This is a genomic window from Chitinophaga eiseniae, from assembly GCF_012641265.1.
Lineage (GTDB): Bacteria > Bacteroidota > Bacteroidia > Chitinophagales > Chitinophagaceae > Chitinophaga > Chitinophaga eiseniae_A.
The window spans coordinates 646715-669336 of the sequence record NZ_JABAHZ010000002.1; the positions used below are offsets into that span (position 1 = coordinate 646715).

Here is a 22622-nt window from a genome sequence, read left to right on the forward strand (position 1 = left end):
CCCGTTAAAAGTTAGTTAAAACATTTTAATATGTTCTAATTTAGTTATTTGGATCTTTTACGTTGCTGTCATTATCCGAATAACTAAAATTGCTCATGTGATGAAAGGATCAAATGTCTCCCAGCATGGGTCTGAGCAGGATTTCCTCTACAACCGTTTGTTTGGCCAGCGACCAGGCCGACCAGATCACACTGGCTATATCTTCCGGGGGCATCATCCTGTCGGCGGGCGCCTCGAAGCCATCCCAGGAGGCCGTTAAGGTAGGACCCGGACTTACTGTAGTTACCTTGATATGATGAGGGACCAATTCTTCTCTTAAATTTTTACTGAAACCCAGTAAGGCGTGTTTGGTAATACCATAAGACCCGCCGTTAGGATAAGCTTTATAGCTGGCGGTAGAACAGAGATTGAAGATATGCCCGTTGCGATGAGGGATCATGGCTGGCAACAATGCCCGGGTGAGGTGATAGGCACTGTATACGTTCACCGCCATCAACTTTTCCAGCAGCCCATCTTCTTCTTGTTGCAGGGCGCCGGGGATAAAGATGCCGGCATTATTTACCAGTATATCTACACGGGGGAAAGTGGCTATCACTTTACCGGCAAAGGCCAGTACCTGTGATTTATCTCCCATATCTACACTTTCTGCCAGTATGGTAGCGTTCGGATTCTTTTGCTGGATAGCTGCTTTGGCATCGGCCAATGCGCCGGCATGTCTTGCACAAATGGCCACATTACATCCTTCCTGCGCCAGTTTCTCAGCGATGGCCTTTCCAATGCCTTTGCTGGCGCCTGTAATAACTGCGTTCATATTTTTTCCTCGTTAATGCAGTAAAATAATGAATTTACTTTGAATGCCCTTGCTTATGCTCATCCTTCTGGGCAGTATTTAGTACCTTTGCGGTGCCATGAAGTATAAACATCTTTTCTTTGACCTGGACCATACACTCTGGGACTTTGAAACCAATGAACAGGAGACCTTGCAGGAGCTGTATAGCAGCCATGCTTTAGAGCGGAGAGGAATACCAACTTTTGAGGCGTTTTCCGTTTCTTATGTAGATCATAATGAGCGTTTGTGGGACCGATTCCGCAAAGGATTTATCACCCGCCACGAATTGCGCGACAAGCGCTTTCGCCTTACATTGCTGGATTTCAAAATCGGTGATGAAGCATTGACCCAGAAACTCAGCGAACAATTCCTGGAAATATTACCTGCCAAGAAGGCATTATTCCCTGAAACCAGGGAAACGCTGGACTACCTGGCCGCAAAAGGTTATCCTATGCACATGATCACCAACGGGTTTGAAGAAACCCAGTTGCTGAAGATGAGAAACTCCGGGATTGACCACTATTTCACCCATATCATTACTTCTGAGCTGGCGGGCAGCCTAAAACCCTACCGCGAAATTTTTGATTTTGCGATGGACCGGGCGGCTACCAGCGCCATAGAAAGTATCATGATCGGCGATGCGATGGAACTGGATATTAAGGGCGCCCATGGCGTAGGCATGGACCAGGTATACTTTAACCCCGCTAAGCCACCAGTGGACTTCCAGCCTACTTATGTAATTAATCACCTGCGGGAGTTAAGAAATATCTTATAAGTGCTGGAAAACAGGCACAAAAAAAGCGAAGCATTTTTAAAATGCTTCGCTTTTTTATTATGTTTCAGTTGCCCGTGAGGCATCTACTATTGCGCTTTTGCTTTCGTTTTATTCACGGCAGCCAATCTCAGGTTGACGGTTTTAGCCGGTTGCTGACAACAGCTTTTACCTTTGGCGGTATTACAGGTAGCTGCCGTACAATCCTTTTTAGCGGCAGGTTTGCTCTTGGTTTTCTCCTGGGCCAGTACCACGCCGGCTAACAGCAGGAAGGTGGCAACACCGGTAAAAGCTTTCTTTATCATATGATAACCGTTTATCTTTTAAAGATACTAGATTTTAGCAATAACGGAAATCCCGCCCTGAACCACTTGTTCCAGCTGTACGGCTACTTCTGTACCGATGGGCAGGTAAAGGTCTACCCGGGAGCCGAACTTAATAAAGCCCATTTCCTCATTCTGTTTCACCTCCATACCGGGTTTCAGGTAGTTTACAATCCTGCGGGCCAGCGCGCCGGCAATTTGTCTTACCAGGATATCTGTTTTACCGTTACCAATCACAACAGAATGCCTTTCATTTTCGGTGGAAGATTTCGGATGCCAGGCCACCAGGTACTTACCGGCGTGGTATTGCGACAGCTTTACCGTACCGCTGATAGGGTTACGGTTTACGTGTACGTTAGCCGGGCTCATGAAGATAGACACCTGCAGGCGTTTATCTTTAAAATACTCTGGTTCATACACTTCTTCAATTACCACTACTTTACCGTCACAGGGTGAAACAACGAGCGAATCACCGGTTGTATATTGTCTGGAGGGAATGCGAAAGAATGAAACGATGAACAGGAAGAACACCAGGGAAATAATGGCCACGGTCCAGCATAAGCCGGTGGCAGCGCCAAACCAATAACATACTGCTCCGTTAATTAACGCCAGTACCAGGAATACAAGGGAAATGGTAGCAAATCCTTCACGATGGATCTTCATTGTTTTTTTATTAGATGATTGATGTATGTGTTTAGTCTTGCTGCGAAGTTACTTCAATTCAATTTTTTTAGCATACGAAATTATGTCAGGCCATCATAAAGAACTGAACATAAATCCAGGCGAAGGGAGCGGCCAGGAGCAGTGAGTCGAACCGGTCGAGGAAGCCGCCATGGCCGGGCATAATATTGCCGGAATCCTTTACGCCGGCCATCCTTTTGAGCTTGGACTCAATCAGGTCGCCGATGGTGCCAAAAATGGCAGCAATGAGGGCCAATACTATCCAGTGTTGCAACGCCAGGTATTCACCTCCCCAGAAGTGGCCGTAAATGCCAGCGGTAGCAACCGCCAGGATCATCCCTCCCACCGTGCCTTCTATGGTTTTTTTCGGAGAAATAGCGGGCGCAAAAGGCGTTTTCCCTATGAGCGAGCCTACGATATAGGCCATGGTATCATTAATCCAGATAAAAATAATGAGTAACAGGGGGATCAGCCATCCGGGGGCTGTTCCTACATTATCGGCTGTATAGTGAATATTGATAGCGTTTAAGCGGATATTGATCAGCAGCCCGAAAGGGATGATGGTATACAGCAGGCCAACAGCCGAGTAGCCGATATTTTTTAAAGAGAAGTCCTTACTCATTAACACTTCTCCCAGGGGCATTACCAGCAGGAATATAACAGCGATCCACCAGCCAACGAGCCCGGTAGGGATATGTGCCACGCTGAAATTATTACCGGTAAAGGTGAGCAGTATGGCCGCTCCGGCAATGGTGGCGCCCCATTTATGCCAGGAAGTAATGTTGGCATAATCGGCATCGATATGGCGTATCAGCTTAAAATACTCCTGGAGCGCGCAACAGCCTACCAGGAAGAAGAGTAGGAAAAAGGTATAGTCGGCCCATAAAATACCCCCCAGCATTACTGCCACAAACACAAGCGCTGAGGCAGTGCGGGTGAAAAAAGTCTTCATTATATGTTGTCTGTTGATTAGAATGTACCCGCAAAAGTGGACAAATTTACGGGATGAAGCAAATTTCCACACCGGAGCCCTGGCCCCGGTGTGTTGCTCCGGCCCGTTTACTCAGTATCTACCTGATTGGGGTCGCCGGTGGGCAAATTGTTGTGATTATGCACCAGGCTTTTGGCCGTTTCTTCCTGCGATTGATGCACGTATAGTTCCGCCTGGCCGGGCAGGGTAATATTGTAGGAAGAGGATTGCCGGTTCAGTAAAACAGCGTCAATTCCATTGTCCAACAGCATTCCCTTTACAATTTCCGCCTCAAAGGGCCGGTCGCTCGAAAATATTTTAACCCAGTCTTTTTCCATAATACAGCTTTTAGGTCTTGTTAAGATTACAAATTTCCGTCCTTTCCTATCTCATCCACTTCACCAACGGTGCTTTTATTCTCCCCGGTTATCATGGCTCCGGCGGGCGACTTTTGCTTCAATGCCCAAAACAGGCCAATGGTTACAGGAATACTCAAAGCTACGTAATACCACTCGATATGGCTGTCGGCCTGGGGATCCTCTTTTACTATTCCATGCTGGAAAAGGTACAGCATCACTACCTGCAAGCCATTATTCAATACGTGGGCGCCGATGGCCAGCCAGAGGTTACCACTGATGACATAAATAGCTCCCAGTGCAAAACCCAGCAATACCCGGGGTACGAAGGCCAATATTTCCATATGGATAGCGCTGAAGATAACAGCCGTGATAAATATACTCAGCCATACTTTCCCAGTGGCGTTGATGATTAACCGTTGTAAAACGCCCCGGAAAAACAGCTCTTCCCCGATAGCCGGTATGATAGCCACCAGTATAAGGTTTATAAACAAGTCCTTTATAGTAGGCATTTTGAGCATAACACCCAGCAGCTTTTCAGCTAACGCCTCCATATCCTTAACCGATTGCGGTACCTGCCAGGATTGGTTCCACTCGCCCAGCGCGCCCGACAGCGGTAATACGCCGAACATCGCTAAGAGGGCTAAAACCCACAGAATGGCTTTGGAAGGAAGTTTTAGGCCCAGGTAAGACATGGGATAAGGTTGCCACAGGTAGGCAAAAATGGCCGCCGGCACAATAAAGGCAATAATCGTATAAGCGAGTTGTATTATTTTCAGATAGCCGACAAAGTTAGGATCCAGGGTTCTTTGGAGTGCATCCAGGCTTTGACCGGTGATGGTGGGTGTCAACGATTGGATACCCACTACATACAAAGCAGAGAAGCCAAAGAAAAAGCCAAAGAAGGTAAGGAACTGTAATAAAATGGGTGATTGTTTCAGATAGCCAATCATAAGAGAATACTGTATTAAATTTGCGTAAATTTACAGCGCGAAATTCACTTTGCAGTCAGCTTCCTGGTAACGACAGTTGCCCTCTTTCAGGACATCACTGCAAAAAATCCTGCTTGTAAAAGAAATAGTATATAAAAGATTAAAATAATAACTACCGCGAAACCTGCTGTGGTTATATAAATTATGGTGAAGATAGGAAATATTGAACTGGGAGAATTCCCTTTATTACTGGCGCCCATGGAAGATGTGAGCGATCCGCCTTTTCGTGCGGTGTGCAAGGATAATGGGGCTGATCTGATGTACACGGAGTTCATATCTTCGGAAGGGTTGATCCGGGATGCTATTAAAAGCCGGAAGAAGCTGGACATCTTCGATTACGAACGCCCGGTGGGCATACAGATTTTTGGAGGAGATGAAGAGTCGCTATCGATGGCTGCCCAGATTGTAGAGGCCACCAACCCCGATTTGCTTGATATTAACTTTGGCTGCCCGGTAAAGAAAGTGGCCTGTAAAGGCGCCGGAGCGGGTATCTTAAAAGATATCCCTAAAATGGTAAAACTGACGGCTGCTGTGGTAAAGGCTACCAGGCTGCCGGTAACCATTAAAACCCGACTGGGCTGGGATGAGGAAACCAAGAATATAGAAGATGTAGCGGAAAGATTACAGGACGTAGGCATCAAAGCCCTCACCATTCACGGCCGTACACGTACCCAGATGTATAAAGGAAGCGCCGACTGGACCCTGATCGGAAAAGTAAAAAATAATCCACGCATACAAATTCCTATCTTTGGTAACGGTGACATATGTACGCCCGAGCAGGCAATAGCCGCCAGAGCGAAATATGGCGTAGATGGAGTGATGATTGGCCGTGCTGCTATTGGTTATCCATGGATTTTCCGGGAGATCAAGCATTTTATGAAGACTGGCGAACATTTACCCTTGCCAACTGTTTTAGAAAGAGTGGAGGTTTGTAAAAAGCACCTTCACCACTCTGTTGCCTGGAAAGGAGAGGTAGTAGGCATACTGGAAATGCGCCGGCACTACACGAATTATCTCAAAGGATTACCGCATATAAAGGAATTCAGACAACAATTAGTAACTTACAATACATTAGCTCAGATAGAGGAAGTACTAGACGCGGTTGTGTTACAATACAAAGACCATATATTCGAAAGGGCTGCTCCCCAGTTAGCTGCACACGATTTTCTGCCAGCTGATAATGAAATGGCTGGTTGTAACGTTTACGGATAAACGGATAACCCCAGGATATAAAAAAATAAAAATTGCTTTCACATGACCACAATTAAAAATCTGAAAAACGAAGTCTGGAAAGACTTACAGATTAAAAACAAATCTGCCCTGCGTAAAAAATACGCTGTATCCAATATGGGGAGAGTGATCAGTTATCATGAAAGTACCGAAGATGGCAAGCTGCTCACGGGTTCTACCGTGGAAGGCTATACGGTATTGAACGTAAAGCCGGCCGACAGCTACCAGTCACTCTACCTGCACCGGGAGGTGGCCAAACTTTTCAGTAAAAAAGCCGGACGATCACATAAATATGTGATCCACCTGGATTACGATAAAAAGAATAACAAAGCATCCAACCTCAAATGGGCCACCAAAGAGGAAATGGAAGAACATCAGCAAAAAAGCCCTGCCAAGCTGGCCTATAAGGAAAAACAGCGTAACCGCATCAAAGGGCTGAAACTGAATGTTTCTAAAGTAAAAAGCATTAAACGCCTGCTGAATAAGCCTGGTAAAAAAACGATGAAGCAAATTGCCGAACAGTTTGATATCAGTGAAATGCAGCTTTACCGCATTAAAAGCGGAGAAAACTGGGCACATGTAACACTGGATTAAAGCCTGGTTAGCCAGGAATGATCATATATGATGTTGTCTGAACAATGGCCATACCCCGTGTATGGCCATTGTTATTTCTGAACATCCTACAGCACCCCCCTGCTCATATCTGCCAGCATCCGGCGGTAATGTGCACTATCTTTCAATACTGGCTCGTGGCCCAGGATAATCACCTGTTTTCGTGCACGCGACAACGTTACCAGCAGCTTTCGGTCTACTTCTATTTGCTCCTCCTCCCAGTTAAACTGCCCCAGGCATTGCAGCGTTTGTACCTGCGCCGCATGATATACCGCCAGCGAAACAATAATAATATCGTTTTCCGATCCCTGGAAACGCTCTACGGTATCTATATTGATGTCCTGCAGGACATCATCGTTGGCTATCAGCTCCCTGATAAGGCTGATCTGTGTGCGCCAGGGAGTTACCACTCCCACGGTATCTTTACTAAAGCCAGTCCCATAACGGGCTTTCAGGTGCTGTAGCAAAGAGGCCACCCAGTGAGCTTCTGTTTTGTTCATCTTGGAAGTAGCCTCATAGGGGCTGGGAATAAATATTTTTCTCCCGAGAGATAATACCCGCTCCCAGCCTATGTTTTCATAGGCGGACGAGGGATCGAAAGCCGCCTGTTGCTCAGCCCTTCCCGACGACAGCTGGCCGGCATAGTAGTGATTTACCAATGCCGCAATGCTGTCGTGCATCCTGAAATGGGTGTTGAGCATGCCCCAGGCATGCCGCCAATGGTTGGTTTTACAACGCAGTATCAGGCGCTCAAAGATAGACGTACGCAGGTCGCGTATACCCAGGTCCAGCAGGCAGGGAGCTTTCACCTGACAGAAGTGCTCTTCCTGCGCTACCACAGGGGGCAGCTGATTCTGGTCTCCTATCAGGATAAATTTCCGGAAAGGCATTAATAACCCAAGGAGCTGGGGTTCCGTTAGCTGGGAGGCTTCATCTACCATCAGGGTATCGGTAGGAATCCCCATCATCACCAGCTGTTCTAGCCTGGTGGCCATAGTAGCCACCGTAGCTACAAATACCCGGTGCCCGGTAATATAACGGCGGGCTTCATCCAAAGAGCCTTCCAGGCAGTATTGTTTCAGGGTAAGTGCCGCCTCTGAACTGCGGCCACCCATGCGTAAATGGCCAATTCCTTTAGCCCTGAGCTTATGGCAGATTTCCTCTACCGCCTTGTTGGTAAAGGCTACAATAATTACGTAGGTGTCCTGCTTAACCATTTCGCCCACAATGGTCGTGAGCAGTGAGGAGGTTTTACCTGTGCCGGGAGGCCCCTGCAGCAGGTAATAGTCCTGCGCTTCCAGTGCCTGTTTTACAATCTGTTCCTGGTTTGCATTGAACATTGCCGGGGTATTGTGTTGTAAGGGGTACCAGCGCGGTGTACCCAGGCCCAGCAGCATGTTGGCGCGCTCCCGGTACAAGGGGGAAATCATGTAAAACAGGGATGCGGTGGCCGTCCAATAATTTGATTCGTAGATGTCGTGCTCAATAATCCATTCATCAAATTGCCGGAAGAAGTCGAGTGTCATTTGCCGGTTATTCAGCGAAAAGGCCAGCTGGTCTTTGCCCAGCTCTTCTATCCTGCCCTTTAGCAACTGCTGCTGCATGGGCTGGAGCTCAGTGCTGGTGCGGGGATAGATAATGGCGGTATCGCCCTTTCTGAAATTGTGGCTAACGGGAACGACTATGTCAAACAGCACGGAACTGTTTACCGTGTCAAATTCCCGGAACCGCAGTCCCGGGATGATATTGAAGCGGGATAATTTATCTTTTTCCGGTTGCAGCCATAGTGCGGCAAAGCCGTCGGCATCATCTTCCCGGTTAATTTCGGAAAACATACCACATTTGGCTTGCAGGTATTCCCTAAGCATAAAGGCGAGGAACTCGTGGTAATAGGCTTTATGCACCGGCGGCGCTGTTTGCCAGGCCTGTTCAAAGGCGGTGAAATGTGCGGCGCTGAACGAGGGTAGCCCAATAGCGGCGGCAGTATTAATGGACGACAATATTTCTGCCTCGCCTCCGGCCAGGCGGAGTAACATGGCCACCACTTCATTACGGAGTTGTAACAGGTCGTTTTCCGTAAGATGGGTACTGGTTACATTTCGCAGCGGAGTGGTGGCGGCAGCCGAATACAGGATGGCTGAACTGCCTTTGCGATGCCGCCCAAAAGTAGATTTCAGCAACAGGTTATACCCTACTACCTGCATTTCATGGTTTTTCCAGGTGTGATAGTCCGGACACTTGCCGCTTTTTAGCTCAAATATTTCTTTCCGGTATTCGTCGTGATCGTCTTCGGCCATCAGGTCGAGGCGCCCTTGCAGTCCGTATTGAGCGGAAAAAAAGGTAGGCTCTATCCGGACGGGCTGCTCCTGTAGTTCTTTTACGGTATCATGCAGATTACCCCAGTGTTGTTGCCGGATATCACGAAACATATCATTGATCTTTTCACGGCCGTAGGCGGCAGCTTGCAGTACATTTTCGGCGACGGCTTCTACAAAGGAGGTTTTAAAGTCGATATCCTTGTTACGCAGCATCTCATCCAGCAGGGCATTCACGAGATTTCCTTTGAAAGCGGCGGGACTGGATTGTTGCGGGGTGAGTTTTTTCACCAGGTAGAGCAGCCGGTTGGCGCCTTTATGGGTAAAGCATTCCGCGAGGTCGCTGATATCTATCAACAGGTTGGGTTCGAGGACTACCTGGCTTTCGGCGGTGGTAGCGTATTCGTGCCCGGAAGTGCCCTGGCGGCAGTGGAGTACGTTGATGGTATCATAGGGGCGTAGCAGCTCCTGCAGGGAGGTGATGGTAGCCGGTTCGAGGTGTTCGAGCAGCAGCTGGAAGTCGCCTTGTTCATCGTTTTTTGCAGAGAGCAGCAGGGTATACTTTCCCTGGGCTGTGGTGGTGAGCGATCCCACCGTCGTGACCATACACTTCACCAGGGCGAGGCTGCCGGCACGGTATTGCCAGGCCAGCGATAGCTTATGTACGCCGGCGGAAGCATAAATGGCGATGAGATCATCAGGAGGCTGCACCTGGTAGCACCAGGCCACCGATTCGGTGAGGGCCTTGATGCAAAGCACATGTTCTGCCTCCTGCAGGGGGAACATGCCCCGTGTAGCCTTGTTAGTTAGTATGCGCAGGGCAGTCAGCTGCTGATGGATATCCGGGGGAACCACCTGCCGGTCGAAGAAGAACTGCATGCGGGCAAACAGGTTACCGAAAGTGCGGGTTTCTTTCCGGGTTAACTCCCGGAAGAGGATTTCCAGGATCTGTTTGTAATGACGGACTTTATCTTCCGTATTTTGAATGCTATGTACTTCCTTTATCCTGGCGTAAAACGCGGCTGCTGTTTGTAATGCCTGCATATCTGCAAGTTAAGGAATTCGTTGCCGTTTGCATGGATGCGGCTTTTGTTATACCTTTCTCAGGATTTATAGTGTAAACATTTTTTTATGTCAGCCAAGAAAATAGCCATTATAGGTGGAGGAAACCTGGGATCGGCCATTGCCCAGGGATTGCTGAAGAGCGGTTTTTCGAAGGCCGCAGATATTACGGTTACCAAGCGTAACACCAGTACGCTGGCAGCCTTAAAGGATGCAGGAGTACGGATAGAAACCGACAATGATATAGCGATCCGCGAAGCGGAAGTAATTGTAGTGGCGTTGAAACCCTACAATGTGCGGGAGGTGTTACAGGAATTTAAAGCGTCCTTTGACCCGTCCCGCCATATATTAATCAGTGTGGTTACCGGTGTTAGTATAGATGACCTGGAACATGTATTACCAGGGATGCCGGTGGTAAGGGCTATGCCTAATACCGCTATTGCCATCCAGGAATCTATTACCTGTATTGCCCACAAGCATGCTACGGAAGAGCAGATGCGCTATGTAAAGACGATGTTCGACCAGTTGGGGGCTTCTGTGAGTATTGATGAAAAGCTGATGGACGCCGCTACCGTATTGGGAGCCTGTGGTATTGCCTATGCGCTGCGTTATATCCGCGCCAATATCCAGGGAGGTATCGAAATTGGTTTTGATGCACGTACGGCCAGCCTGATAGCAGCGCAAACCGTGAAAGGGGCAGCAGAGTTACTGATCCGGGAGAACCGTCATCCGGAGGAAGAAATTGATAAGGTAACAACCCCCAAAGGATGTACCATTGCTGGGCTCAATGAAATGGAGCACCAGGGATTCAGTTCTTCCCTGATCAAGGGGATAACCGCTTCGTATAATAAAATTGTAAGGGACTAATCGTCTTTTCGCGGGTATTCAAAGAAGAGGAACTTTTTCTTGGCCATGTCAAAGTCTTTCCAGCTTTGGGTATCAGCCTGTATGCCAAAAATGCCCGTAGTTGGTACATTATCTATCCTGATTTCTTCTGTCAGGTAATTGGCAAAATCGGTAATACCGGGGTTATGGGCAAAAATGGCTACGGCGCCGAAGTCATCATCAATTTTGGTGATTACTTTGAGGAAAGTGGCTGCATAACAGAGGTAAAGTTCTTCTTCCAATAAAATAGCCTGTTTGGGATATTTCCATTCACTGGCCATCATTTTGGCGGTCGTTCGGGCCCTCTTGGCAGGGCTGGAAATGATCAGTTCCGGTACCATTCCCCGGGAAACCAGTCGCTGCGCCATTTCCGGGGCATTTTGTTTGCCCCGTTTGTTGAGCGGCCGGTCAAAATCATCCATGTCCGGATCGTTCCAGCTGGATTTAGCATGACGTATGAGCAGTAATGTTTTCATGGGCTGAAAACCAATAGTTAACTGAGACGAAAATACAGATTTTACAGGAAGTTAACTTCTTAGAATTATACTGTCAGCCACCATGGCGTTATTTAAGATAAAATTAACATGGGAAGAAAAGATTATTTGAAAGAGCCCAAGGCTTAAAGCATAAAGTAAAAAGCTATTGTGAAGAATGACCAACGCGATTTTTAAATATCTGCTAAGATCATTCTTCACAATAGCTTTTTACTTTATGCTTTAAGCCTTGGGCTTGACTAGTATCCTCTTTCGTTTTTACCTTCCATATAGTTCATGAAGGCTTTATTTACTACGCGATTGCCGCCCGGAGTGGGATAATTACCGGTAAAATACCAGTCGCCCAGGTTATTGGGGCAGGCAGCGTGTAAACTTTCGATAGATTGATAAATAACTTCCACTTCGGCACCAATACCTTTCGGTGTGAGGATTTCTGCAATTTTTGCTGAAATCTGCTCTGGAGTAAAGGGTTTATAAACATTCTTTACCACGTTTTGGGCATGGAGGGTGTTGGTACGTGCCAGTTCTTTACAGAGGCCGTAGGCTTCCTGCAGGATATGTTCCTTGCCATGATCTTTCAGGAGGGCAATTGCGGCCTGGAAAGCTACGAAATCGCCCATTTTGCTCATATCGATACCGTAGCAATCGGGGTAACGGATCTGCGGAGCAGAGGAAACCACGATGATCTTTTTAGGGCCTAAGCGGTCCAGCATCTTGATGATACTTTCCTTGAGGGTGGTACCACGAACAATAGAGTCGTCAATAACCACGAGGGTATCGATACCGGGTCTTACCTTACCGTAGGTGATGTCGTACACGTGTTGTACCATTTCATTACGGCTGGAATCTTCGGTGATGAAGGTTCTCATTTTCACATCCTTGGTCGCTATTTTATCGATACGGATGCGGCGATTGACCATTTCGCTGAGTTTTTCCTCATCATAATCATTTCCCCAGGAAAGGATACGTTCTACCTTTATCTTATTCAGATAGGCTTCCAATCCTTTCACCAGGCCATAGAAGGCTACTTCGGCGGTATTGGGGATAAAGGAGAAGATGGTATTACGGAGGTCATTATCGATGGCCTTCAAAACGGTGCCGGATAAGTGACGGCCGAGATCTGTACGTTCCCGGTATATTTTTTCATCGTTCCCGCGGGAGAAGTAAATCCTTTCGAAGCTGCAGGCTTTACGTTCTTTGGGTTCGAGGATCTGTTCAATGGAATAGTCGCCGTTGTTTTTAACGATGAGGGCATTTCCCGGCATCAGTTCCAGTACTTCATTTTCGCCAACATTGAAGGTAGTGCGGATCGCTGCTCTTTCGGAGGCGGCTACAATTACGTCGTCGTTGATGTAGTAATAAGAAGGGCGGATACCATGGGGATCGCGGATCACGAAGGCATCGCCGGAGCCGATAAGGCCACAGGTGTGATAACCGCCATCGAACATGGAAAAGGCCTGTTGAAGTATCTTTTTAACGTCGAGTTCTTTTGTGCCGTCGCTGTCTTCTTTCGCCAGGAAATGGTGTACTACTTCCAGCATGGCGGCGAGGTCACTGTTTTTATGCACGTCACCAGGCTCAGCCTTGGAAAATGCAAACAGTTCGTCGGTGTTGATCAGGTTAAAGTTGCCCGCCATGGTCAGGTTACGGGCGGGGATGGTATTGTAGCGAACGAAAGGATGGCAGAGTTCCACGTTGTTCTTACCCTGGGTAGCATAGCGGATATGTCCCATCATCAGTTCTCCGAGGAAGCGTACATGTCCTTTCATCAGGCCGGGGTATTTGGTGATTTCCGGCTGATATTTTTCTATTTCCTGTATCTCATCGCGTATTTTGGCAAACACATCGCCTATGGCCTGCGGCGCCGCGCTACGGATGCGATGCATAAAAGGTACACCGGGTTCGGTGTTCAGTTTTACGGTAGCCACCCCAGCGCCATCCTGGCCTCTGTTGTGTTGTTTTTCCATGAGCAGGTACAGTTTGTTCAGCCCATAAAAAACGCTCCCATATTTTTGTTGGTAGTAGGAAAACGGTTTTCTTAATCTTATAAATGCCAGACCGCATTCATGTTTGATCGCATCACTCATGGCAGAAAATTGAAGTCGCAAAGGTACGCCAAAAAAGGAGAAAACCAGAAAGCTATAAGGATTTAGCCATTGGGCTAAAATCAGAAAGCGGAGATAAAAGTTTTTCGCTTTTATCTCCGCTTTACTAATTGCTCATAGCCAGGGGCTAAAGCAGCTTTTATTGTTTGGCCAGTGACGACATCCACTGGCTGATTCGATTACAGTTTTTGTACTCATCGTCAACGTGTACATAGAACGTTGGGATCTTTTCCGTGAGCCATTTGTTGATAGCTTCGGCGCGTTTGATATCGAGGGTCCGTTGCTGGATACGGGAATAGTCATCAGTCAGATTTTCCCGGTGTGGTTGCGTACGGGTTTTCAGGTATACGATACGAACGGAGGTACGGCCATTTTCATCGGTAAACTGCACTGGTGCTGATATTTGTCCTGGTTTCAGGGTATCGAGCATCATCACGATATTTTTTTCGCTTGGATCGTCGAGTTGGTCAATAGTGATAAGGGTGCTACCATCGCCGGTTTTGGACTGGAGCATACCACCATCGAATTTCGCGGAAGGAGCATCGCTGTACTTTGCTACGGCTTCGGAGAAGGTGTATTTATTGGCCAGGATACCGCTACGGATCGAGTCCAGCTTAGCGATATTGGCAGCCAGGTCGGATTTGGTAACCGCGGCGCGCAATACTATATGTTGTACGGTTACGTTGTCGCCGGAGCGTTTCACCATCTGGATAAGGTGATATCCAAACTGGGTTTTCACCGGGGAGGAAATTTCACCTTCTTTCAAACGGAAGGAAGCGGCCACGAACTCAGGATCATAGGTGGTTTTATCGTTACGGTTTAATACGTAAATACCTTTGTTATCCTTTACACCTGGATCTTCAGAGTACAAGAGGGCGAGGGAGCCGAAGTCGGACTCTTTATTCAGTACCCGTTTTTTGAATTCGAGGAGGCGGTCAATGGCGTATTGGTCCATTTCGCGGGTAGCTTTGGGCTGCAGCACAAGGGTACCGATTTCCATTTCAGACTCGTAGAACTTGAGACTATCTTTCGGGATGGCGTCGAAGAAGCGTTTTACTTCTGACGGCGTTACTTTTACCGGTTCAATGATTTTATTACGCATGGCCTGGGCCAGCAATCCTTCTTTAATAGGCGTGCGGAAGCGCTCGCGCAGCTGGTAGATGGAGTAGCCGGTAATTTCTTTCATTTTTTCCTTGCTACCGTACATCGATTCAAAGTAACGGATACGGTTTTCCATTTGTGCTTCCACGTCGCCATCACTTACGGGCAAGCTATCTCTTTCCGCCTGTAGCACCATTACTTTCTGGGAAATCAGCATTTCCAGGGTTTTGCAGGCAGCATCGGGCTTCAGGCTTCCATCAGGGGAATTGTGTTGCTGATCGGCGAGAGCGCCGTCCATATCGGATTTGAGGATGATCTTATCCCCTACTACACCGATAATCTTATCTGCCACAAGTTTTTGCTGGGCCGTAGATGCTTGCCATAGCAGTAAAGCACCTGCGGATAATGCTAAAAGTTTCTTCATACAAAAACGGTAAAAATCAAAAATAACCATTTAAAGGTCAGTAGCATAGGGAATGTCGACGGATTTAACAAAAGTTTAGATGAATCCCTGGTGGGGATAGAAACGGCAAAGGCGCCAAGGATATTATGAGATAATTTAATCCTTAACGCCTTTGTGTTTTTTGTGAGATATTATTAGAGAGTTCTCTTTACTTCTACTTCTTCGAAACCTTCGATGTTGTCGTTAGGTCTGAGGTCGCTATAGCCACGAACGCTCAATCCGCACTCCATGTTGGCAGCTACTTCCTTCACGTCGTCTTTATAACGTTTCAGGGAGCCGAGTTCGCCGGTAAATACCACGATACCATCGCGTACCACGTTGATACGGGTGTTCCTGGTCAACTTGCCATCGACCACGAAGCAACCAGCCACTGTAACCTTTTCGAATTTGTAGGTTTCGCGCACCTGGACGTTGCACACCACTTTCTTTTCGATTTTTGGTTCCAGCATTCCTTCCATGGCGCTCTTGATTTCGTCGATTGCGTCATAGATGATGGAGTAGTTACGGATTTCGATGTTTTCTTTCTCTGCCAGTTTAGCTGCCTGAGAAGAAGGACGTACCTGGAATCCGAGGATGATGGCATCAGAAGCGGTAGCCAGCAATACATCGGATTCGGTGATCTGACCTACTGCTTTGTGAACGATACTGATAACGATTTCTTCGGTAGACAGTTTCTGGAGGGAGTCGCTCAACGCTTCTACGGAACCATCAAAGTCGGCTTTGATGATGAGGTTCAGCTGTTTGAAGTTACCCAGTGCCAGACGGCGACCGATTTCATCCAGGGTGATATGTTTCTTGGTACGGATACCTTGTTCACGAACGATCTGGGCTCTGCGGTTGGCCACTTCTTTAGCTTCGGATTCGTCGGTATACATCTTGAATTTCTCACCAGCCTGAGGGGCGCCGTTTAAGCCGAGCACCTGTACTGGCATAGAAGGACCTGCTTCATCCATTTTCTGGCCACGTTCGTTGAACATAGCTTTGATTTTACCGAAGAAGGAGCCGGATACGATGGTATCGCCCTGACGGAGGGTACCATTTTGTACCAGCAGGGAGGCCACATAACCGCGACCTTTGTCGAGTGTAGCTTCCACGATACTACCGGAGCCTTCACGGTCTGGATTGGCTTTCAATTCCAGCAGTTCTGCTTCCAGCAATATTTTTTCGAGGAGCACATCGATATTCAAGCCGCTTTTGGCGGATATTTCCTGGCTTTGGTATTTACCACCCCAGTCTTCTACCAGGAGGTTCATGCCGGCCAGTTGTTCTTTAATTTTCTCTGGGTTGGAACCTTCTTTATCCACTTTGTTGATAGCGAATACCATTGGCAGGCCAGCCGCTTGTGAGTGGGAGATCGCTTCACGGGTTTGAGGCATGATAGCGTCATCTGCTGCGATTACGATAACAGCGATATCTGCTGCTTTAGCACCACGGGCACGCATCGCGGTAAACGCTTCGTGACCGGGGGTATCCAGGAAAGTAATTTTCTTACCACTGGCGGTAGTTACCTGGTAAGCACCAATGTGCTGGGTAATACCACCGGCTTCACCGGCTACCACATTCGCGTTACGGATGTAATCGAGGAGGGAGGTTTTACCATGGTCAACGTGACCCATGATGGTAACGATTGGTGCGCGAGGCAGCAGATCTGCGGGATCATCTACTTCGTCTTCTTCATCGTTTTCCTCTGCATCTTCCAGACCAATGAATTCCACTTCATATCCGAATTCGCCGGCAACCAATTCTATTACTTCCGCGTCGAGGCGTTGGTTGATAGATACCATGATGCCGAGGCCCATACATTTCGAGATTACTTCGGCGAAGCTTACATCCATCAGGTTCGCCAGTTCGGAAACGGAAACGAACTCAGTTACCTGGAGTTTGTTGTCTGTGCCTCCTTCTTTCTCCTTGAGGTTAGCTCTTTCTTCGCGTTTTTCTCTACGATGTTTTGCCTTCACGTTCTTACCGCGGCCAACGCTGAGTTTGGCCATGGTTTCCTTGATCTTATTCTGGATCTCGTTCTTATCAATTTCTTTTTCTTCAGTAGTGCGTTTGTCGTCACCACGGTGTTGGCCGGGTCTGTTGAAGTTGCCGCCTTGTCCTGGCCGGTTGAAATTACCGCCCTGACCTGGTCTGTTGCCACCACCCTGGTGTCCGCCCTGACCGGAGCGGTTATATCCGCCACCTTGTCCGGGAGGTCTGTTACCGCCGCCTTGTCCGCCTTGACCAGTGGGTCTGTTATAACCACCTTGTCCGCCCTGGCCTTGACCAGCAGGTCTGTTGTAGCCGCCGCCGGTTCCGGTGTTACCACCGCCTGGACGGTTGCGGTTATCGCCTTGTGGGCGGTTGCCACCCTGGTGTCCACCGCGGTTATCCCCATGGTGAGGGCGATTGCCGCCTTGTCCGCCATGTTGATGAGGACGGTGTTCGCCTGGGGCGCCGCCTTCTTTGCGGTCACCTTCTTTAAAGTCTTTAGGCTGAACGGGTTCAGGTTTCTTTTCTACGATGATACGCTTGCGTTTGCGTTTCTCGTCCCTGTTAAAGTTGTTTTTATTGTTATCGCGTCTGTCAGACTGAACTGGCAGTTCGATTTTACCGATTACTTTCGGGCCGGTTAATTTTTCGGCCTGGATGTTTTCGATGACTGCGGGGCCAGCATCTTCCTGGGCCTGCGGGGCGACAGGAGGAGGTGTTGGTATATTTTCGGCAGTATTATCGGGTTTGCGATTTTCCGATTTTACGACTTGCTTAACAGGAATGTGCGCCGGTTCTTTGGCTGCAGCCGGTTTAGCCTCTTGTAATACTTCTTCCACTTTATTAACTACAGGTTTATCTTCAACCGGTGCGGCTTTTTCCGTTTTTTCTGTCGTATCGGTCTTATCTGTTTTCGCTACTTTATCAGCCGGAGTAGTGGTTTCGCCTTTAGGGGCTTGTTCCGTTTTTTCGGCTTTCTCAACTGGTTTTTCAGTTGGTGCAGCAGTTGCAACTGGCGCAGGAGTTGGTTTTGGTTCCGGCTGTTTTTCTGCAACTGGCGCAGGAGCTACCGGTTTTTCTTCTTTCACCGGAGGTTTCACTGCTTCAGGTGTAGCGGCTGGAGCCTCGTCCTGTTCAGGTTTTTTGGCAACTGGTTTTTTGCGGTTTAAGGCATCCAGGTCGATGGTTGTAATTACTTTAGGGCCGTTAATTTTCGGCGTTTCTGCTTTTACAACTTCTGGTTCTGCCGGAGGTGGCGTTACCGGGGCTTTAGGAACTTCCGCAACAGGGGGAGCTGTAACAGCGGTTGGTTCTGGCTTAGGTTCAGCTTTTTCCTTTGCGGGAGGCGGAGGTGTTACCGGGGTAACATTCGCCTGTGGTGTTGGTTCCGGTTTAGGGGTTTCCTTTACTGGTTCCGGTTGAGATGTTGGTTTAGCTTCCTGTTTGGGAGCTTCTGCTACCGGGGCAGCAGTTGTTTCCTCATCTTTTTCTTTAGTGGTATTCTTTTTAGCCGCCGCTTCCGCTTCCTCCTTCTCTTTCTTCTTCATCGTTTCTAACACGCTTCCTTTGGGCAGGGCTATCTGGTCGCTTTTGCGCTTGTTAGCCTTGTCCTGCTGGAATTCCGACTGCAGTGCTGCGTACATAACAGCCGTAAGGCGGGCATTGGGAGAACCAAAGCCACCCATGTCGAAGCCTTTATTGCCAAGGAAATCGATGAGGGTTTCCTTACCAATATTAAACTCTTTGGCTGCAGCCAGCAATCGTGGTGTGTTGTTTGTTGTTTCAGGCATATCGTATTTCGGGCCTCCCCTGTTTCCCGTTTCTTCAAAACGGGATGTTTTTTTACGTTTAAACAATAACTCGAAAAAATCAATTCCCTTTCTAATAAGGCCTTTACCTGGGAAGGGTTGTGGCTCGGCTTTATTCTTTGTCAAACTCTTCCTGTAATATTCTTCTTACATCCTGCACTGTCTCTTCTTCCAGATCAGACCGGCGAACCAGTTCTTCGACTGTCAGCTCTAATACGCTGCGGGCAGTGTCACAACCTATTCGCTTCAGTTCATCTATTATCCATTCTTCGATTTCATCCGAGAATTCTTCCAGATCGATATCAAATTCAGACTGTTCCTGTGCTTCATCACGGAATACATCAATCTCATAACCAGTCAGTTCGCATGCCAGCTTAATGTTTACGCCTTTTTTACCGATGGCCAGTGATACCTGGTCAGGGTTAAGGTAAACGGAAGCATATTTATTTTCGTTATCTACTTCCATGCGGCTGATTCTGGCGGGAGTCAGGGAACGCTGGATTAACAACTGAATGTTAGTCGTATAGTTGATGATATCAATATTTTCATTTCTCAGTTCGCGTACGATACCGTGTATGCGGCTACCTTTCATACCTACGCAGGCGCCTACCGGGTCGATACGGTCATCGTAGGATTCTACGGCAACTTTGGCTCTTTCGCCAGGTTCGCGAACAATTTTCTTGATAACAATAAGCCCGTCAAAGATCTCAGGCACCTCAATTTCCAGCAATTTAGCCAGGAAGGATGGATGTGTGCGGGAAAGAATGATGAGTGGCGCGTTGTTCTTCATTTCTACTTTCTTCACCACCGCTCTTACGTTCTCTCCTTTCTTGAAATAATCTGTGGGGATTTGTTCAGATTTAGGCAAAATTAACTCATTCCCTTCATCATCAAGCAATAAAACTTCTTTTTTCCAAACCTGGTATACTTCCCCGTTCACAATTTCGCCTGCTTTATCGGCGTATTTCTTCACCAGGATGTTCTTTTTCAAATCGCCGATACGGGCGGATAAAGTCTGCTTAGCAGCCAGGATGGCCCGGCGACCGAAGTCCATGATCTCTACCTCTTCATATAAATCTTCACCTACCTGGTAATCCGGTTCTACGAGAATAGCTTCGGAATAGGCGATTTGTGCGTTATCATCTTCTACTTCCCCATCATTAACGATGGTTCGACGGCGTAATATTTCAAGGTCACCTTTTTCGGTATTTACAATCACGTCAAAATTCTCATCTGAGCCATATTTTTTCCGCAGCAATGTTTTGAACACATCTTCGAGGACCTTCATCAATGTAGGACGGTCAATGTTTTCCGCCTCCTTGAACTCGGTAAATGACTCAATCAAGTTAATACTAGCCATGTTTAGTTGTTATATTTTAAAACACGATGCACACCTTTGTGTGCTTTATTTCATTAAGTTTTAAATCTGTTGATTTCTTTTCTTTCTTTTTGCCTACCAGCTCTTCAATGTTGACAGCATCTTCTGTTACCGCCAGCAGGGTACCTTCCTTTACGGAACCATCGAGGAGGGTAACTTCCACCTTACGGCCAATATTTTTAAGGTATTGTCTGTGCAGTTTGAGCGGTTCATCCAGGCCCGGAGACGATACTTCCAGAGAGAAATCGTTGTTAGGGAACAGTTCAGCCGCTTCCAGCAAGGGATATAACTGACGGTTGAATGAAACCAGCGTAGCCACCGGTACACCTTTGTCGCCGTCCAGAAAGAGCTTTATATTGTTAGTGGGCTTAATCCTGATGTCTACCAAAAAATTGTCGGGATCATTAACCAGCAGTCCTTCTGCTATTTCCCGGATCGTTTTTATCACGTGTTCGTTTGCCATACAAAAAGCGCGAAGGGGACAATATCTCGTCCCCTTCGTTTGAATCATTTTTCCTCACACAAAATTATGATTTTATTTTGATTGAAAAACTATTTCTTTAACTTGTATGTAAATATTTGCATGAGACGCGCTGCCATCATTCATATGTGTTTTTAAAATATCTGACGTGCGAACCACTTTCTGGCAAAAAATTAACATAGAGTTGATCGCGTGGCCACTGGGTCTGATCCTGTTATATATGATGAAACCCGACCCAAAGTCAGAGAGCCTATGTTTGTTAAAGCGGGCAGGCATTCCCTTCTGTCCCGGTTGTGGCCTGGGTCATGGCATCCATTATTTCCTACACGGTCAATGGGATACTGCTATCCGGCATCACTGGCTATCGCCGCTGGTAGTAGCAGTACTATTATATAGAATCATACAATTAGCCCGATTACAATATACAGACCTTAAACAATTATAAACCTACCGCTATGAGCGATTTTTCATTTGCCATGCTTCCGGGAATAGAAACCGAAGAGATGTTATGGCTCCAGGAACTTACCAAAGGTTACTCATCAGAGAATAAACAACGTTTCCTGGCTGTTTACCAAAGCCGGCGTAAAGACCCGCAAACGATCCTGATCTGCAGCCTGATCGGATTCCTGGGCCCTGCAGGCATACAACGCTTTTTGCTTAACCAGATCGCCATGGGGATCATTTACCTGATCACCCTGGGCTTTTGCTTCATCGGCACCATCATCGATGCTGTCAACTACCGTAAAATGACCTGGGAATTCAACAAAAAAGAAGCCCTGGCATCCGCCGCATTACTGGGCATCTAGCCAGCATGGAAAGTTAAAAAAAACTTAAAATGAGGTGATTTTCAAGGCCGCGGAAAGTATATTCCGCTAACTTCGCATCATTATGTTGAAATTTTTCTTTTCCATATTTATTGCCTGGCTGCTGTATAAACTGGTATTTGACCTGCTCATACCAGGGTATAAAGTAACCAAACAGGTGCGCAGACAAATGAGTGATATGCAGGAACATATGCGTCAGCAGTATGAAAGCCAGCAAGCTGGCTCCCAGCAGTCATCCGCCCCTAATCCTCCCCCACCGAAGAAAGTGGATAAAGGAGATTACATCGATTTTGAAGAAGTAAAATAAAAAAAGGCCGGTGACTCACCGGCCTTTTTTATACCGCACTCTTAGGGCGGAAAATGTCCATGATCGTTTTAGGCGACTGTAAATGAATGGTCTGCAACCCCACTGCCTTCGCTCCTTCGATGTTAGGCAACGTATCGTCAATAAATAAAGTCTCTTCTGCCACCAGCCCGTTCTCATCCAGCACCACCTGGTAACATTCCTTATCCGGCTTACGATAGCCCATGACATGGGAGTAATAAGCCCGGTCGAAGAAACCTCCCAGCGATGGAATGCCCCTGCTCTCCTGTAAGATCCGGTTGAACGCATCCAGGTGAATGGCATTGGTGTTACTCAGTAAATAAAGGTTATAATGCTGCCGTAACTGCTGCAGGAGCTGTAGCCGCTGCAGCGGGAAGTCGAGCAGCATAGCATTCCACGCTGCAACGATCTGCTCGTCGGTTACCGTTGCCGGCACATGCTGGTGCATTTCCGCCAGGAATTCTTCTGTAGTCACATGCCCCGTTTCCAGGGAATTGAATAAATCAGAACCATGAAATTGTGAATAAAGAGAATTAAAATCCTTTACTCCCAACGCCTCAAAAGCCGTCCTGGTAAGCTGATAATTGATATTCAGGATAACACCTCCCAGGTCGAAAATGATATTTTTAATGCCTTGCATAT

21 protein-coding genes are annotated in these 22622 nt (G+C 47.4%); 7 read left to right on the forward strand and 14 right to left on the reverse strand.

Annotated elements, in window-relative coordinates; genetic code table 11:
- Positions 1–109: 109 nt before the first annotated feature.
- The gene (locus tag HGH91_RS10310) at positions 110–811 is read right to left on the reverse strand and encodes an SDR family oxidoreductase (RefSeq protein WP_168738363.1); all 702 of its coding nucleotides are present in this window, start codon (positions 809–811) and stop codon (positions 110–112) included.
- A 97-nt stretch (positions 812–908) separates the two neighbouring features.
- Between HGH91_RS10310 and HGH91_RS10315 the strand changes: the two genes are divergently transcribed.
- Positions 909–1604: a YjjG family noncanonical pyrimidine nucleotidase gene (locus tag HGH91_RS10315; RefSeq protein ID WP_168738364.1), complete on the forward strand. Its 696-nt coding sequence runs from the start codon at positions 909–911 to the stop codon at positions 1602–1604.
- An 86-nt stretch (positions 1605–1690) separates the two neighbouring features.
- Here the strand turns inward: HGH91_RS10315 and HGH91_RS10320 are convergent, their stop codons facing one another.
- The 5 genes from HGH91_RS10320 to HGH91_RS10340 all read right to left on the reverse strand — a co-directional run bounded on the left by HGH91_RS10320 (position 1691) and on the right by HGH91_RS10340 (position 4884).
- Positions 1691–1906: a hypothetical protein gene (locus HGH91_RS10320; protein WP_168738365.1), complete on the reverse strand. Its 216-nt coding sequence runs from the start codon at positions 1904–1906 to the stop codon at positions 1691–1693.
- A 27-nt stretch (positions 1907–1933) separates the two neighbouring features.
- Positions 1934–2587: a phosphatidylserine decarboxylase family protein gene (locus tag HGH91_RS10325; protein ID WP_168738366.1), complete on the reverse strand. Its 654-nt coding sequence runs from the start codon at positions 2585–2587 to the stop codon at positions 1934–1936.
- Between the two features lie 85 nt (positions 2588–2672).
- Positions 2673–3557, reverse strand: a complete 885-nt coding sequence (locus HGH91_RS10330) for a phosphatidate cytidylyltransferase (protein ID WP_168738367.1) — start codon at positions 3555–3557, stop codon at positions 2673–2675.
- Between the two features lie 107 nt (positions 3558–3664).
- Positions 3665–3913 (reverse strand): DUF2007 domain-containing protein, encoded by a 249-nt coding sequence (locus HGH91_RS10335; RefSeq protein ID WP_168738368.1) that lies wholly within the window; start codon positions 3911–3913, stop codon positions 3665–3667.
- 26 nt (positions 3914–3939) lie between these two features.
- On the reverse strand, positions 3940–4884 hold the full coding sequence (locus HGH91_RS10340; protein WP_168738369.1) for a CPBP family intramembrane glutamic endopeptidase: 945 nt from the start codon (positions 4882–4884) through the stop codon (positions 3940–3942).
- A 183-nt stretch (positions 4885–5067) separates the two neighbouring features.
- Between HGH91_RS10340 and dusB the strand changes: the two genes are divergently transcribed.
- Positions 5068–6135 (forward strand): tRNA dihydrouridine synthase DusB, encoded by a 1068-nt coding sequence (gene dusB, locus HGH91_RS10345; RefSeq protein WP_168738370.1) that lies wholly within the window; start codon positions 5068–5070, stop codon positions 6133–6135.
- A 42-nt stretch (positions 6136–6177) separates the two neighbouring features.
- Positions 6178–6747 carry an NUMOD4 domain-containing protein gene (locus HGH91_RS10350; RefSeq protein ID WP_145662278.1) on the forward strand — a complete coding sequence of 190 codons (570 nt, stop codon included), beginning with the start codon at positions 6178–6180 and terminating at the stop codon, positions 6745–6747.
- Between the two features lie 86 nt (positions 6748–6833).
- Here HGH91_RS10350 and HGH91_RS10355 read toward each other — a convergent pair whose 3' ends face one another.
- Entirely contained in the window at positions 6834–10124 is a 3291-nt protein-coding gene (locus HGH91_RS10355; protein WP_168738371.1) for an AAA domain-containing protein, read from the reverse strand.
- A gap of 87 nt (positions 10125–10211) precedes the next feature.
- On the opposite strand from HGH91_RS10355, the gene proC reads away from it, so the two are divergent.
- On the forward strand, positions 10212–11009 hold the full coding sequence (gene proC, locus HGH91_RS10360) for a pyrroline-5-carboxylate reductase (protein WP_168738372.1): 798 nt from the start codon (positions 10212–10214) through the stop codon (positions 11007–11009).
- Here the strand turns inward: proC and HGH91_RS10365 are convergent.
- The 6 genes from HGH91_RS10365 to rimP all read right to left on the reverse strand — a co-directional run bounded on the left by HGH91_RS10365 (position 11006) and on the right by rimP (position 20813).
- Positions 11006–11503, reverse strand: coding sequence for a SixA phosphatase family protein (locus HGH91_RS10365; protein WP_168738373.1), 498 nt, complete (start codon positions 11501–11503; stop codon positions 11006–11008). The two genes, proC and HGH91_RS10365, sit on opposite strands and share 4 nt — an antisense overlap.
- A 257-nt stretch (positions 11504–11760) precedes the next feature.
- Complete coding sequence (locus tag HGH91_RS10370; protein WP_168738374.1) at positions 11761–13608, reverse strand: amidophosphoribosyltransferase; 1848 nt, start codon at positions 13606–13608, stop codon at positions 11761–11763.
- Between the two features lie 157 nt (positions 13609–13765).
- On the reverse strand, positions 13766–15151 hold the full coding sequence (locus HGH91_RS10375) for a peptidylprolyl isomerase (protein ID WP_168738375.1): 1386 nt from the start codon (positions 15149–15151) through the stop codon (positions 13766–13768).
- A 173-nt stretch (positions 15152–15324) separates the two neighbouring features.
- Entirely contained in the window at positions 15325–18954 is a 3630-nt protein-coding gene (gene infB / locus HGH91_RS10380) for a translation initiation factor IF-2 (RefSeq protein WP_168738376.1), read from the reverse strand.
- A gap of 130 nt (positions 18955–19084) precedes the next feature.
- Complete coding sequence (gene nusA, locus HGH91_RS10385) at positions 19085–20332, reverse strand: transcription termination factor NusA (protein WP_145662295.1); 1248 nt, start codon at positions 20330–20332, stop codon at positions 19085–19087.
- A 16-nt stretch (positions 20333–20348) separates the two neighbouring features.
- Positions 20349–20813: a ribosome maturation factor RimP gene (gene rimP, locus HGH91_RS10390; RefSeq protein WP_247651705.1), complete on the reverse strand. Its 465-nt coding sequence runs from the start codon at positions 20811–20813 to the stop codon at positions 20349–20351.
- 241 nt (positions 20814–21054) lie between these two features.
- Here rimP and HGH91_RS31600 point away from each other — a divergent pair, with 241 nt between their 5' ends.
- The 3 genes from HGH91_RS31600 to HGH91_RS10405 all read left to right on the forward strand — a co-directional run bounded on the left by HGH91_RS31600 (position 21055) and on the right by HGH91_RS10405 (position 21962).
- A complete protein-coding gene (locus HGH91_RS31600) occupies positions 21055–21276 on the forward strand; it encodes a DUF2752 domain-containing protein (RefSeq protein WP_410493791.1) in 222 nt (73 codons plus the stop codon).
- A 10-nt stretch (positions 21277–21286) separates the two neighbouring features.
- Complete coding sequence (locus tag HGH91_RS10400) at positions 21287–21637, forward strand: TM2 domain-containing protein (protein ID WP_168738379.1); 351 nt, start codon at positions 21287–21289, stop codon at positions 21635–21637.
- Between the two features lie 82 nt (positions 21638–21719).
- Positions 21720–21962 carry a DUF4834 family protein gene (locus HGH91_RS10405; RefSeq protein ID WP_168738380.1) on the forward strand — a complete coding sequence of 81 codons (243 nt, stop codon included), beginning with the start codon at positions 21720–21722 and terminating at the stop codon, positions 21960–21962.
- 28 nt (positions 21963–21990) lie between these two features.
- Here the strand turns inward: HGH91_RS10405 and HGH91_RS10410 are convergent, their stop codons facing one another.
- The gene (locus HGH91_RS10410; protein WP_168738381.1) at positions 21991–22620 is read right to left on the reverse strand and encodes an HAD family hydrolase; all 630 of its coding nucleotides are present in this window, start codon (positions 22618–22620) and stop codon (positions 21991–21993) included.
- Positions 22621–22622: the final 2 nt, after the last annotated feature.